We start from the raw sequence: 14,518 nt of genomic DNA, 5'->3' as shown, positions 1-14,518 counted from the left end.
GATCTTCCTTAGTAGCGTGGGCAGTGCCCACAGACCTTGCAGCGAGGCTTTTTGAAAAATTGTGGGCACTGCCCACCTACTGCAAATCGCTGTAAGTCTCGACAGCGATCGCTACAATTGAAGAACCCTTCACTGCACTAGCCTCTCCTATGACTGCAAATTTGCCAGAGCCGACACAGACATCGCCAGTAGTCACGCAAGCTACGACGGGGACACGAGTGCGAAACTTCCTGATCGTTCTGGTGGCGATCGTCCTGACTGTATCGGTTTTCCTAGGGCTGAAGACGGAAACCGGATCAGGGCTTTTGTCGACAATGGCGGAAGAAGCAGTGCCGCTGGAGGTTGCGCTCGGCAATGACAAGCCTACACTTGTAGAGTTCTACGCAAACTGGTGCACGAGTTGCCAGACGATGGCACCGGATGTCGCAGAGTTGAAGGAGCAATACGGCGATCGCGTCAATTTTGTCATGCTGAATGTAGACAATAGCAAATGGCTGCCAGAAGTGCTGTCTTACCGTGTGGATGGAATTCCCCACTTTGTCTTTTTAGGGCAGGATGGTAGCGCGATCGCTCAGTCGATCGGTGAACAACCACGTTCTGTCATGGAGGCAAATCTCGTGGCGCTTGCCTCTGGCGATTCACTTCCCTATGCTCAGGCAAGTGGGCAAACCTCTGCGTTCTCTGCTTCGGTAAAAGCTGCTCCAGTCAGCGGTAGCGATCCTCGTAGCCACGGTAGCCAGGTGGTGAATTAGGGTCTTGCAAACAAAGGTATCCCAGCATACGGACATGGTAATGCTGTGCCCGTAACAGCATTCGTGGTTGACTGAGGATCGTGGATTAATTAACCCGAATCATCTCCCTTCTGTAGGAGGTTCCATGGAACGTCCCTACAGAAAGAATTGCATCTTATTAAGTCCGCATTCCTGATACTTCATTGCTGCGCCTGTCGCTTCATATTACTAATCATCTCCTACCTTCAGATTGATGAGTGCTTTGGCGGCTGGTGGCGTTGGTCGCTTATTTGCGCTCAGCCCTGACTTTTAGGGCTTGACGAATGACCTGAGCTAGTTGTTCAGCGCTATCTGTCACTGCTAGCTTTCCAGCTTGTTCAGCCATTTGTTTGAGTCCCTTTGATGGGTGCATGTGCGTCGAGTCACCACCAAGCAGGCTCATCACTTCGGCTGTGAGACGCTCTGGTGTGAGGTCTGCTTGTTGAAAGAGTTTGGCTGCACCGACCGAGCTGAAAACTGTGGCATTGTAGGTCTGGTGATCTTCAGCAGCAAAGGGATAGGGAATCAGGATGGAAGGCTTGTGGGTCATTGCCAATTCTGTCAGCGTACCAGCGCCCGATCGGCTGATCACCAGATCCGCACGGCGCAGCAACCCTGCCATGTCATCGTAGAACGGTAGCACCTCGTACTGAGGGTGCTGTAGGCTTTTCGAATCCGGATCATTCTCGCCCGTCAGATGCACTATCCAAATATCGGCCTCAAACCAAGCAGGCGCACACTGTCGCACTAGCCGATTCACGCCAACCGCTCCTTGACTACCACCGACGACAACTAGCAGTGGTGCCGTTTCAGGTAGCGCGATGGGCAACGCTGAGTCCTTTTGTGTTTGAAACTGCGATCGCACGGGCGTTCCAGTACAGACTGTTTTGGCGCGGGGAAGGTAGGCTGCAGCGGCAGCAAAGCCGATCGCGACTGTGCTGCACCAGGGCCCTAAAAAACGGGTGACTTTACCCGGTAGCGCATTCGATTCATGCAAAATGACGGGCAAGCCCAGAGAACGAGCCGCTAGCACAGCGGGTGCAGCGATATAGCCTCCCGTTGTAAACACGCCTTGAAACCGACCTTTGTGGAGTAACTGGCGCACTTGCCAGATCGACCCAATCAGCTTGAGGGCGACACGCAAACTATCCAAGCCACGCTTCTGAAAGCCTTCTGCAGCAACGGTATGTAAGGGATAGCGCTCTGGTACAAGCTGGGTTTCCAAGCGGTTAGACACTCCCAACCACTCAACCTGACAATCTGTCAGCCGCTCTGCCACGGCGATCGCTGGAAAGACATGTCCACCCGTACCGCTGGCAGCAATGAGCAGTCGTGTTAGAGAAGTTCCGGCTGCTACAGCGCTAGCCTTAGCTGGCAGAGTAGAATCAGGGGGATCGTTTACAGTTGTCTCAAGCATGCTGCATTCGTGACTAATGTCTAAGCAGGGAAACCGATCGAGCAATCTTGCTGCGATTAAAGCACCTACCACCTTAAGATGCTAAGTTGCAGATTGTACTCCAAATCTTTGTCAGCCACTCACCCAATTGCCACATTTATGCCTAAGTCTTCGCACTCTCTGCCTACTGTACCTCAGTCAACCTTACGTCAAACCCAGACAACACGGGGACGTTGGCAGTCTGTTCTCGTTGCATTAGGCTTAGTGATGGTCTTTGGCGGAGCCTTTCAGGCTAATCGCGCTAGTGCAGAGCCGCCAGAAACAGCTCCCGCTCCGCTGAAGGAAACTCTGGCTGCGATCGATAAAGCGGCCAGTAGCCACAATGTTCAGGCAGTGCTGGCATTCTACAGTCCTAATTTTACGCACTCAGATGGCTTAACTCGTCAAACTCTGGAGCAGGCCTTGACCCAGCTCTGGAAACGCTACCCAAATTTGACGTATCGTACTGAGCTGAAAGCCTGGAAAACTCAAGGCAGTGGCCTGATGGCAGAAACGGTTACTCACGTGACGGGTGCTCAAAAAGTCGGCGATCGCGAACTTACGATCGAGTCCACCTTGGAGGCACAACAACAGTTTGAAAACCAAAAAATTGTGCGACAAGAGATTCTCGCCGAACACAGTCAAATTACCTCTGGCACCAATCCTCCAAAAGTGAAGCTAACGTTACCAGAGCAGATCAATGCTGGACAGGAATTTAGCTTCGACGCGATTGTGCAAGAGCCCTTAGGAAATGACCTTTTGCTGGGAAAAGCCCTTGAAGAACCCGTTAAAGCCGATGGTTTCGTCAGCCCCACAACGGTTGATTTAGAACTTTTGCCCGCTGGTGGCCTCTTTAAAGTCGGTCGTGCTCCACTCACGGCTGATAATCGCTGGATTTCGGCGGTGCTAGTACGGCATGACGGCATGACAATGATTACCCAGCGACTGCGCATTGTCAGTCGTGCTAAGGCGTTGCAATAGGCACAGGGCAGAGTCAGATGGGGGAAAGGAGGCAGAGGGCAGGAGGGTAAAGTCTTTCCAAACTCGCCCCTTGCCTCCCCTGCACCCCTATCCCCTCATTCAAAAGACGTTAGCGATTTAACGCGATCGTCGCTTATACGCTGGTATAAACCTGCTCATAGTAAGCCTGATACTCGGCTGAAAGGAGTGGTTGCCACCAGTCGCGATTTGCCAGGTACCACTCGACAGTCTGACGCAGACCCGTTTCAACGGTTTGAGCAGGAGCCCATCCCAGCTCAGTCTTGAGCTTGGTAGCGTCGATCGCATAGCGTCGATCGTGTCCCGCGCGATCGGTCACAAACGTGATGAGCTTGCTAGACGGCCGTACGGGTAATTCAGGCGCGAGTTCGTCCAGCAACTGGCATAGCATATGCACGAGATCGATGTTCTTGACCTCATTGTTGCCACCAATGTTGTAGGTTTCGCCTGGGGTACCCCGATTAATGACGACATCTAACGCGCTACAGTGATCGCCCACATAGAGCCAGTCGCGAACGTTCTGCCCATCGCCATACACAGGTAGCGGCTTGCCCATCAAGATGTTGATACACATCAGCGGGACAAGCTTTTCGGGAAAGTGATAAGGACCGTAATTGTTAGAGCAGTTCGTGATCAGCGTTGGCAGACCATAGGTATGGTAGTAAGCACGCACTAAGTGATCACTCCCGGCTTTGGACGCTGAGTAAGGGCTATTGGGTGCATAGGGCGTCGTCTCCGTAAAAGCCGGATCGTTCGGTCCCAGGCTACCGTAAACTTCATCCGTTGAGACGTGATGGAAGCGAAAATGAGCGGGCTGATTGTGAGCCTTCCAGTGTTGCCGGAACGCTTCAACCAGGGTGAATGTGCCGTTAATATTTGTCCGTACAAAGGCATCGGGGCCGAGAATTGAACGATCGACGTGTGACTCAGCAGCAAAGTGAGCGACTGTATCAATCGCTTCCTCTTGCAGCAAGGCATCTACCAGCGCACGATCGCAAATATCACCGTGAACAAAGCGTAAATTCGCCTGTGCTTCTTGCTCAGCGAGAGTTTTACGATTGCCAGCGTACGTGAGGGCATCGAGCACCACTACGCGATCGCCGGGATAGTGCTGGCACCAATGATGAACAAAATTAGCACCGATGAAGCCTGCTCCACCAGTAATTAAAATAGTGCGGGGCTTTCTCGATAAAGCTTGTTCGTGTTCTACAAGTGTCATAAGTTTAAGTACTCACATTAGTTTAAGCTGGCCTGAGAAGACTGCAACCGTTGGGCTTCACGGGGAATATGCAATCTTCTTGCCGCTGGTCAAAATTCACACCCTGCTAATAGCGCTCCCTGTGTTCTCTGGGCTGATCAATGGTCGAGTGGGCAAGGTTGCCTTCAAGACATCCCGATAAATGTCTAGAATGGCATCGACTTTGACATCCCAGTCGAAATGACTCATCACCCGATGACGAGCCATTTGTCCCATTGATCGGCGCAAAGCAGGTGATGCCGCCATCTGGATCATGGCGGCAGCAAGATCATTCACAAACGACTGTTGCGATCGTGGCTCAATTAAAATGCCACACGATTCATTCAAATAGTCTGACGGTCCTCCCCAATTTGTAGCAATTACTGGGACGCCCATCGCCATTGATTCTAAGATCACAGCACCACCGCACTCCAGCATACTTGGCAGTACCATGACATCTGACTGTTGCAGCCGTTGGGCGCAGTCAGCTTGAGACAGCCAACCCAGAAAACGGACTGAACTATACGGTTCAACCGGGTCACTTTTGGTCTGGTCGCCGCTTTGGGATTTATGCAATGACAGTAATCCCAGAGCTTTTGCTTGCTGTTGCAGGCTGATACTTTCAGGACCATCGCCAATGATTTCCAGCTCTACGGGCCAGTGCTGAGCTACCTGCGCAAACGCAGTCAGCAACAGGTTAACTGCCTTCCAATGGACTAACCGACCCACAAAAATAAATTTAGTGCTTTGGCTGGATGGCTCGTTAGGCGGACGCCTCGTTGCTTGAGTGGGTTTCTCAGGCTTGGGCTGCCACACCGATAGGTCAACACCATTCTCATGGAGCTTAACAACATCGCTACAGGTACCGTTTGGTAGAGCAGCGCGTGTACGTGTGTTGGCAACTAATAAGATAGCCGCCCGACGTTTGCCTGGTATGAGCCAATTGAGCCAGTTGGAAAGGAAGCGACCCGCATTAAGCGTCAGGTAGACAAGACGGCTTTGCATCCACTGAAAGTCTGGTGGGTAATTCATGTCACCATTCATCGGGCCGATGATCACAGGTGCTCCCACATCAAAAATTAATGACGGCTCTTTGGGCGAAACGGGGATTGGCTGGTGCACAACCGTAATCTGATGGCTTTGCACAATCTGTTTTACAAGTCGGCGTTGAACAAACTGCGTCAATAAGCGCAAAGGAAACCAAATGGTGAAGTAAGCCAGGCGCTGTGGTAAAAATTGCCCAATTCTCCATAGCAAGCGATGCATAATCGTGTCAGGGACAAAAAAGATGCGATCAAAGTCGTCTCCAAAATACAGTTGCAGTTCATCACGAGTGCGCTCATGTACAACTAGCCAGGCTTCAATTTGGCGCTTCCGGAGCACTCTAAAATAATGGAGCGGCAAAGCTGCCTCACCACCAAACTTAGCCGAAGCATGTTCTGCCACAATCAGTACACGGGGTTTATCGCTAGTCATATCAAACTCTTCAAAGGTGGTAACACACCCATTGACTTAAGCAGAATCTACAACACGGCGCTTGCTCTAGAACTCTCTCTTCGTTGGTATCTGAGTGGGCTCCTTTAAGAAAAACAGGAAACAGTGGGGTGATGATTATGCTGCAAATGCTATGGCTGTCATGCTAACTTCAGTTACGCTAGCTCGATCTGACAGTCATCACCGATCATGAATCGCAGCGCTTTTGGACGCTGCGGTGCCGTTTTAAGGTGAGCGCGTTGTCCAATGACGCTGTCAACGATACGCTGATGGATGCCTACAATCTTTGCACCGCGAAGAATCACACTGTGTTCTAAATCAACGTCAATGAGCGTGACTTGATCAGCAATGCTACTGTAAGGACCAATAAAACAGTTTTCCAGGTGGCAATCTTTGCCAATTGTCACAGGCCCACGAACGGTACAGTTAATGAGTTTTGAACCGGTGCCAATCTGGACACGCCCAAACACTTGACTTTGCTCATCCAGTTCGCCACACAGGTCGGATTTAAGGCAGGTGTCTAAAATAATCTGATTGGCTTCCAGCAGATCATCTTTTTTGCCCGTATCGAGCCACCAGCCTTCGATCTGGCGTGCTTCAACATGCATTTTCTGGTCGATTAGATCTTGGATGGCATCGGTAATTTCAAGCTCACCTCTAGCAGAGGGCTGAATGCGATCGATCGCCGCATGAATGGTATTGGCAAAAAAGTAGATGCCGACCAGCGCTAGATTCGATGGTGGCACTTTGGGCTTTTCGACTAAGTGCACCACTCGCCCCTGCTCATCGACCTCGGCAACCCCAAAGGCAGATGGGTTGGCGACCGGACGCAGCAAAATGAGGGAATCCATTTGCTGTTCCTTGAAGTGAGTCAGAAACTCGCCGAGTTCGTTTTGAATCAGGTTATCGCCCAGATACATTACAAAGGGGGCATCCCCTAGAAAGGGGCGAGCAATCTTGACGGCATGCGCCAGACCCGCTGGCTGCTCCTGTAAAATATAGGTAATTCTGGCACCAAAACGCTCGCCATCGCCAGTTTTGGCTTTGACTTCTTCGCCTGTTTCAGGGCTAATGATAATACCAATGTCTGTAATGCCCGTTGCCACAATGGCTTCAATGCCGTACCAAAGAATGGGTTTGTTAGCAACTGGCACCAGTTGCTTTGCGCCAGTGTACGTCAGGGGTCGTAGTCGTGTACCTTTACCGCCGCTGAGAATGATTGCTTTCATAAGACGAATCTCTGGGAAGAGGGTTGTGTGTCACGGGTAGACTTCAGCTAATTTAAGAGTCTTCCCTGCTTGATCTTTAGTTGACAGTATGGGCTCTTCTGTGAGGGACCAATCAATTGCTAAATCAGGATCGTTCCAAAGAAGGCAGCGTTCGTGTTGCGGGGCATAGTAGTCTGTTGCCTTATATAGCACTTCGGCGACTTCTGAGATGACCACAAAGCCGTGGGCAAACCCAGGCGGAACCCAAAGAACGCGCTTATTTTCGGCGCTAAGACGACAACTGATCCATTGACCAAAGGTGGGTGAGTGCCGACGAATATCAACGGCTACATCCAATATAGTGCCCACAATTGCCCGCACCAGCTTCCCTTGGGGTTGCTGAACCTGGTAATGTAGTCCCCGCAAAACGTTCTGACAGGAACGCGAGTGGTTGTCTTGAACAAATTGGACGTTAATCCCGGTTTTATCAGTAAAAACACGTTCGTTAAAACTTTCAAAAAAGAATCCACGATCGTCCTCAAAGACGCGAGGCTCGAAAACTAATACATCTGGAATTTCGGTAGGCAAAACATTCATCACAATTTCCTCACAACACGACTTCTTAAACTAAGTGCTTAGAGCGTTTTATGAGAACTTTACACTATACGTCTACCAAAATTTGTTCACTACTCTAAGCGTTATAGCCTGCTGACCAATCAAGGCTCAACTGATTGAGGTGATCTTCATTGAAAAATGAAGATCACAGCGACAAATGATCTATGCTACGCGGCGCAACATCAGTAACCGTATTGCCATGATGTGTAGCGATAATCAATGAACATTACAAGGCTCATAAACCTGCGTAGGCAAGTCCAACCCGTTCAGTTCTGGTGCTTGATTTCCTTGATTTGCCGTACCACACCGAACGCCATGAAGCGATTCAACACGACTGTGTGTATTCAAGATGGTTGTGAAGGGTTAGCTAAGAATTTCGTCAACTCTTGACAGTTTAAATCCTTACTAAAACCGAGTTGCTTACCAGAATGCCTGTCGTCTACCCCTTGATGCAGTCTTGTTGAGAGGCTCAGTTTCTTTGAGATTCTCTTCGATCTGTGTAAGTGCTGACACCTGAATGGGGTGTCAGCATCTTTTTCACACAGTACGTAGTGACTTGGATATTCAGTACCTGCTTAGAACGCAGTATCTACTTGACTTGATCGATTCCAGACCATACCAGCTGCATGAGGGAGAGGCACAATGAATCCGCAAAGCGCTGTGATCATGTCAGTAAGTCTGGCTTTCTAAGATACTGCTTGGATACATAGTCCTAACCTTTAAAGCGGTTACTTGACCACTACCAGACATGTTGAAAAGGCCAAGGCAGAAGCGTAGCAAAGCGAGTTGAATCAAGCGATATTGGTTAGTGCTTACTTTACTACGCTTGCTCTGGCAGAATCGGAGCCTGTAAACCTAGAGACTGCAAACAGGCTTGTCGTTTGCGTTGAGCTTGATCGTACCTTCTGAGCCGCCAACGACAAAAGGCACTTGCTCATCGCCAACTTTTCTGACGAAGATTGGCTTTTGCAGTGAACATTCTTTAATCTTCGCACCCCAGGCTGCATAGTCGCTCTTGAGGCTGTCAGTAATAGGTGTATTTGTAGTCACTGCTGGATCTTTCACAATCGCCAACTCGATTGGCAGGGTGAAGTAGATGGGTGTGATCGGTGGAGTGGGTAGATCGACCGATCGACCGCCGACAATGGTTTCTTTGTCTGGGGCAGTAGTCACTGCCAAGGGTGCTGCCGATGCTACAAGAGCATGGCCCATCGAGAGTGTAATAACGGCAGCAGCAGCAAACTGTTTCAACATAGGGGAATTCTCCTCAATGATTGTGTGATGATTGATTTTTTCTGAGCGATCGGACGAAGGTTGATGTCCCTGTAATTTATACAACTACAGACTAGCTAGTGTTTATACCTCAAAGGGGATAAATCCTGAGCGATCGTTCATGTGCCAGACGAACGCTATGCACATTAACATAGCTTAAGGGCTTCAGGCACCATAATGCTACGCAAGCGAACCTTGTGAAAGGCGATACGTTCAGTGACAGGTTTGCTTGCCTGACTTAATGAATCAACGCGCTAGCGCGTGCAGCCAATGTTGTAGCGGTGATCCCGTTGACTGCCATCAGTTCGCTGGGGCTAGCAGTCGTCTCGCCACGCTTCCAGGCGAAGGTATCTCGTTTTGCTGTACTCCTCAGCAAAACTGGTTCTAACATGCCGCTGGCACCACCTGTCACACCAATCAGCGCCTCACCACTAAAGAGCTGTTCAAACTCGGTGTCACTCAGGAAGGCACTGTCGGGTTCAGAGCAAAGATCCCAGGAGACATCAGACGAACGGTAAAGGCGACGAGGGTTAATCACTGAAACAATACGAACGCCTAACCCTTCTGCCGTCAAGCGTGTGGCTGCTTCAAAAACGGGTATCAGGGGCATGTCGCCGATGACTGCAAAGACAACGGTTTTGTCGCCGCTCGTTTCGTATAGGGTGATTGCGCCCTTGTCGATCGCCTGACGCGTTTGCGCAAAGGTTGTCCGGATCGGTAAGGGTGATTTGCTGGCTGTAATGACAACGCCTTTATTTTTTTGAGTCAGCGCCCACTCGTAACAAACCTGAATGCTATTGGCATCGGGTGGAAAGAGCGGAAAGACATTGCCGTTCCGCATCATAGCAGCGAAGTATGCCTCAATCTCTGGACGTTGATGTGTCCAGCCGTTACGTCCCTGCTCCAGTGCACCAGCGGTAAAGAGCGTGACGGTCGCGGGTGTGGGGCGACGGAGTTCTGCCATTGCTTGCGTCACCGTTTGCCAGATGGGTAAGCCGTTGATTGCGAATGACTCATAGGAGCACCAGAGCGATCGCGCCCCCATAAGCGCTAATCCAGCGGCTAAGCCTGCGCAAGCATCTTCGCTGAGTGGCTCATAAACCTGACCGATGGGCTTTTGGTAGTAAAGCGGATCTTCGGTTGGGTGAATGATCTTAAGTGCCTGGTTGATGTTGGCGATGCCAGACGCTTCATTACCATCCGCATTGGTGACCACAAAGCCAGAATCCGCTTGACCCACAGCAGCAACAAGTTTGCCCATCGCAGTCGTAGACACTTTCGGAGCGCCACCAACCGTAAATTCCTCTAGCGGCAGTTGACCTAAATCAGGCAGGGGTAAGACTGATTCGGTGACAGCTGTTTTGCTGGCAGGGCCACCACCGGCACGTTCACAGTTAATGCGCACTAGCTCCCAGGCTGGGATGGTCAACGCACGTGTATGAAGCGCCGCAATGATGTCGGGGTTGTCTAACGTGTGCTGAGGGTAGAGGTTATGGGATTTTGACCCGCGAGCATGAACGCCAGCCCCCTTGAGCTGCTTGATGATGAGTACGGTGAGTTTGCCACCCAACGCAGACCGAGACGCTTCGTCGGTTTTTGCCAGCACCGCTTGACCAAAAGCAAGCCGGTGCTCCAACGAGAAGGCAGTATTGTCTACGTAAGCTCCAGGTTGATTCTGATCATCAAAGTCCTTGGCGTCAATCAACACTACATGCTCAAACCCGTTACCGCGCCAGTATGCCTCCATTTCCTCATTTGTCTTGAGCGACACCATGCTGTGGTGTTCTTGGGAATAGCCATTCCATACCAGGACGGGCAGGAAGTTGGTTGCATGAGGATAGGCCGTGTGGAAGTGGGCGATCGCGCTCACAATATAGGGCTCACCCAAACCACCATCGCCGACAGTGAACGGAAAAAGTTTGTCACGGTGGAGGAGTGCGGCTGACATGGCGAAGTGCTGCCCCTGTCCCAAGGGGCCAGCAGGTGCAAGAATGCCTGGGATGAAGCCCGAAAGATGACCGAGTAAACCGTGCTGTTCTCGGAAGCGATCGCGCAACTGCTGCACCGTGGTAATGCCCATATCTTCCAGCGATCGATCCAGAAACATGGCGCTGTAGAAACCAGGCGCATGATGCCCGACTTCGGTAATGATATTTTTGTAGCCCAGCATCACCAAAGCAGCGTAAGCCTCTGCCTGACTGGCAAAACCGCCCGGATGCCCGGAGGCCTTACTCGCCGTCACCTGCAAAATCAGATAGCGCAGTGCATCGGCATACAACAGCGTTTGGTACGCCGCGGCAGGATCAGCGAGATCAGCGATCGCGGTTTTTCCTTCTCCAATCACCGGAGTTTTACCGTAGGCGTCAAATCCTGGGACTGAATCACTGAAATATTGGATGCCGTCACAAAACGCTGGAACGCTCACGGATTGGGGATTGGGAGTAACTGCCGTCATGCTGAGATACCTACTGCAACGAAGAGTCTGGCGATCGCCTTTTAACAATAGTACACATCCGATAGCACAAAAAGATGATGGGAGTTTGGATGGTCTGCCCTGGAACTGACTGATGCCTCAACCACGATGGCGACCGGTTAGACTCAATGCCATCTCGATCACTGCCTCCCAGCTACTAACGATGCAGGAGCACGCGAAGAAAGATAAACACAAGCCAGAGGGCGAACACACCAAACCCGACAAGCCCAGTCACCGCGTTCTTCGCATTGGTCGGTTGATTGAGCGACGAAACATTTGTGGTTTCGGCAGTGTTGATGAAGGTATCTTGATCGCGAATGATGGCTTGTGGTGGCAAGGATTCGGACTGTGTGTTGATGTCTGGCATTTTTTTCACGGCTGTACCGATCGCCATAAATTCAATAATCCCACCGCCCAGGTTGTAAACATAGGTCTTAATACCGACAACCTGATCAGCACTGTAGCGACGGGCTTCTTCGGCAATGTGGGCGAGCGCTTCTTCACGCGCTTCATAGATTAGTGTAGTTAACTCGTGAATCTCACCACGCACAAAGGACTTGAAGAAGGACGTGATGCCGCCGACTAGACCGAGGGAATAGACTGAGACGCCGAGAACGAGTTGCACTGGCATATAGCCTTGATTGATCAGTCCCCACATTTCATCATTGGTCAAATCGCTCGTAATGGGGTTTTGGTTAAAGCCGATCGGCAAGCCTGGATGCTTCGATGCCGTGCCGATCATCACCATTTCTTGCATGCCTGCAAAGGGCAAAATCGATGTTTGGATGCCCACAACCGCATTTGCACCCGCTTCTCGCGCCTCTGCTTTGATGCGTTTCAGCGCGAGATGTCGCGTTTCGTTGAAAATCTAAGAAAACTCCTTAATCTCGCCGCGCTGTAGGCTTTTCAAGATGCCGATCAAGCCGCCACCTAAGCCGATCGAGTAAGCAACGTTCCCAAACACAAACCGCTTTGGCTCAAAACCTGCATCCAATTGGCAATAGAGTGCCTGCCCATCAGCAGACGTCGAAAACTCAAGCTGTTGGGCTTTGGCTTCGGCACGGTGGATGCAGGAGCCGATCGCCAAGAATTCGACATTCGTACCGTGCAGGACTAACTCATTCGAGACTCCAGTAATGCCAACGCCACCGTGTCGCTTTGCTTCTGCAACCATCCGCGCATAGGCTCGTTGCCGCCCTTCATGAATAATGCGCGTCACCTGGTGTACTTCGCCGCCAAAGAGCGTTTTGAGTCCCGAACTGATGCTGCCAATCAGCCCTAGCGAAATCACACTATTGCCGATGACAAGATCGCCAGGTGTTAACCCCTGACGCCGGAGACAAAAGATTTCATTTCCCGATAAACCGGTAATCACTGTCATACGCTGTGTCCTCAAAACGTGGGGGCGAGCCATTGAGCGCGTTCTCGCTGACGCAGGCTGTAGCATCTTCTCAGTTGTATCCCCAAGCAGGAGGATGGAGAAAGCTTAGAATTACGGAATAATGGAGTTATAAGGCAAAAGAGGTTTTTATGTCTGCCCCTGCTGCTTCTCCTTGTACGGTTATTCTCAATCAACGACGGGAGCAAGCCATCCAGCATCACCACGAACAGTGCGATCAGGCGGCGATTGCTCCATGTACGACTTTGTCGCGCTATTGTACAGTGGTCGAAAACGGACAGGTCGTTGTTAAACTGATGTCGGTTCAACCGACTCAACCATTAGTGGATACGGAGCCTGCATCGTAACTGCATTACTCAGTCAGTTCTAATGGTAGAACGTCATGAAAGTAGTTGTAGTCGATGTAGCGATGTCCATCAGCAGTGTGACGAATGATGTCAACAAACTGGCTGTTCCACACAATTTCGCTGGCTGTATACGTATGACGTGCATGAACAACTTGTGCCACGGTTTCGTCAATGCCACTAAGTGAAATCACGATCGTTGCATTGGTTTGGATGAGTGACTCTGCTGTAATGCCATAAAGGGGGCTGGATTCGTCGATTGGATGAACAGCCAACCAACTCAACATAAAGCTTGGTGACTGATCTCGCAGCAGCCGAATGTCATAGATGCGACGCATAAACTGTCCATCAGCCCGAGTTTCGTCGCGGACAAAATACACTCGGAGTTGTGCTTCCAGGATTTGATTGCGACGCTGATTAGCGGCGCGGAAGATGAGTGCGGGTGTTCCTTCGTGGGGCACAATCACTGCAACGTGACTGAACATAACGCGAGCCGTTGGTCGAGAGAAACGAGCAAACGCCAGTCCAGTAAGTACCGCAATGCCAACCAGGCTGACCATTGCCTCAATGGTGACGATCGTGTTGGCATAGTCGGTTTTGGGATACATCGCACCATAGCCAATGGAGGCGATCGTTTCCACGCTGAAGAAAAAAGCATCCAGAAACGATCCAGGACGAGCGTTGGCAATGCATTCCCCACCGGCCAGATACAGCAGCGCAAAGAGAGAATTAATTGCAACATACGAAAGGACGATGAACGCAAGAAAACCACTCCAGGGCAGCGTTAAGAGAAGGTGATAAGGGTCACGCCAATAGGAATACCAGGCACCTGCACCATCCACTTGAAGCTGACCATCTTTGACTTTGATATGAACGTGTGGAATGTAATGTTCGCGTCTCTTTGTTTGCAGTTTCTTGGCTCGACGTTTCATGATGAAAAGACGTGTAGGTAGTCAGTCTTAATCTCTTACGTTGTAGCGCACGCATTGGCGAACGTTCGCGATCGAGGGCAGGCAACGAACATCATCCTTAGATGCAACACCAACTGGGGGTTGGCGGCGATTGGCCAGTCGGAGCCCAGTCGAAACATAGAGACTTTCTAGGCTCAGCAGTTGTGTTTTGGTCGATCGCGCCCTTCTGATCAACCTGAAGGACATGCATCCTTACAGTCAGCTCAGCGTCGTTTAGATGAGGTTAAGTAGCTGAGGGTTACAAAGCTCAGGTATGTAACGGTTCATGAATGAGCCAATTTCGAGGGAAACCGAAATCGTT

Annotated in this window: 13 protein-coding genes; 3 read left to right on the top strand and 10 right to left on the bottom strand. The window is 50.7% G+C overall.

Annotated features, from left to right (window positions below; genetic code table 11):
• The first annotated feature begins 149 nt into the window (after positions 1 to 149).
• Positions 150 to 752 carry a thioredoxin family protein gene (locus C7B82_RS13795; protein WP_106256866.1) on the top strand — a complete coding sequence of 201 codons (603 nt, stop codon included), beginning with the start codon at positions 150 to 152 and terminating at the stop codon, positions 750 to 752.
• 265 nt (positions 753 to 1,017) lie between these two features.
• Here the strand turns inward: C7B82_RS13795 and murG are convergent, their stop codons facing one another.
• Positions 1,018 to 2,187 carry an undecaprenyldiphospho-muramoylpentapeptide beta-N-acetylglucosaminyltransferase gene (gene murG / locus C7B82_RS13790; RefSeq protein ID WP_106256865.1) on the bottom strand — a complete coding sequence of 390 codons (1,170 nt, stop codon included), beginning with the start codon at positions 2,185 to 2,187 and terminating at the stop codon, positions 1,018 to 1,020.
• Between the two features lie 138 nt (positions 2,188 to 2,325).
• Between murG and C7B82_RS13785 the strand changes: the two genes are divergently transcribed.
• Entirely contained in the window at positions 2,326 to 3,186 is an 861-nt protein-coding gene (locus C7B82_RS13785; protein ID WP_106256864.1) for a hypothetical protein, read from the top strand.
• A gap of 133 nt (positions 3,187 to 3,319) precedes the next feature.
• Here the strand turns inward: C7B82_RS13785 and rfbB are convergent, their stop codons facing one another.
• The 8 genes from rfbB to C7B82_RS33170 all read right to left on the bottom strand — a co-directional run bounded on the left by rfbB (position 3,320) and on the right by C7B82_RS33170 (position 12,884).
• Positions 3,320 to 4,423, bottom strand: coding sequence for a dTDP-glucose 4,6-dehydratase (gene rfbB, locus C7B82_RS13780; RefSeq protein ID WP_106256863.1), 1,104 nt, complete (start codon positions 4,421 to 4,423; stop codon positions 3,320 to 3,322).
• A 96-nt stretch (positions 4,424 to 4,519) separates the two neighbouring features.
• On the bottom strand, positions 4,520 to 5,917 hold the full coding sequence (locus tag C7B82_RS13775; RefSeq protein ID WP_106256862.1) for a glycosyltransferase family 4 protein: 1,398 nt from the start codon (positions 5,915 to 5,917) through the stop codon (positions 4,520 to 4,522).
• A 173-nt stretch (positions 5,918 to 6,090) separates the two neighbouring features.
• Positions 6,091 to 7,164 (bottom strand): glucose-1-phosphate thymidylyltransferase, encoded by a 1,074-nt coding sequence (locus C7B82_RS13770; protein WP_106256861.1) that lies wholly within the window; start codon positions 7,162 to 7,164, stop codon positions 6,091 to 6,093.
• A gap of 30 nt (positions 7,165 to 7,194) precedes the next feature.
• Positions 7,195 to 7,740 carry a dTDP-4-dehydrorhamnose 3,5-epimerase gene (rfbC, locus tag C7B82_RS13765; protein WP_106256860.1) on the bottom strand — a complete coding sequence of 182 codons (546 nt, stop codon included), beginning with the start codon at positions 7,738 to 7,740 and terminating at the stop codon, positions 7,195 to 7,197.
• A gap of 873 nt (positions 7,741 to 8,613) precedes the next feature.
• Positions 8,614 to 9,012, bottom strand: a complete 399-nt coding sequence (locus tag C7B82_RS13760) for a hypothetical protein (protein ID WP_106256859.1) — start codon at positions 9,010 to 9,012, stop codon at positions 8,614 to 8,616.
• A gap of 256 nt (positions 9,013 to 9,268) precedes the next feature.
• On the bottom strand, positions 9,269 to 11,485 hold the full coding sequence (locus tag C7B82_RS13755; protein ID WP_106256858.1) for a phosphoketolase family protein: 2,217 nt from the start codon (positions 11,483 to 11,485) through the stop codon (positions 9,269 to 9,271).
• A gap of 175 nt (positions 11,486 to 11,660) precedes the next feature.
• A complete protein-coding gene (locus C7B82_RS33175) occupies positions 11,661 to 12,371 on the bottom strand; it encodes a heavy metal-binding domain-containing protein (RefSeq protein WP_219904385.1) in 711 nt (236 codons plus the stop codon).
• Positions 12,372 to 12,884 (bottom strand): heavy metal-binding domain-containing protein, encoded by a 513-nt coding sequence (locus tag C7B82_RS33170; RefSeq protein WP_219904378.1) that lies wholly within the window; start codon positions 12,882 to 12,884, stop codon positions 12,372 to 12,374.
• 149 nt (positions 12,885 to 13,033) lie between these two features.
• Here C7B82_RS33170 and C7B82_RS13745 point away from each other — a divergent pair, with 149 nt between their 5' ends.
• A complete protein-coding gene (locus C7B82_RS13745) occupies positions 13,034 to 13,249 on the top strand; it encodes a hypothetical protein (RefSeq protein ID WP_106256857.1) in 216 nt (71 codons plus the stop codon).
• Positions 13,250 to 13,254: 5 nt separating this feature from the next.
• Here C7B82_RS13745 and C7B82_RS13740 read toward each other — a convergent pair whose 3' ends face one another.
• Positions 13,255 to 14,178, bottom strand: coding sequence for an ion channel (locus C7B82_RS13740; RefSeq protein WP_106256856.1), 924 nt, complete (start codon positions 14,176 to 14,178; stop codon positions 13,255 to 13,257).
• Positions 14,179 to 14,518: the final 340 nt, after the last annotated feature.

Origin of the sequence: Stenomitos frigidus ULC18 (assembly GCF_003003795.1) — a bacterium.
In the GTDB taxonomy this organism is placed as follows: Bacteria; Cyanobacteriota; Cyanobacteriia; order Leptolyngbyales; family Leptolyngbyaceae; genus Stenomitos; species Stenomitos frigidus_A.
The sequence above is the reverse complement of the archived record's forward strand: the minus strand, read 5'-3'. Positions and strand labels throughout refer to the sequence as shown.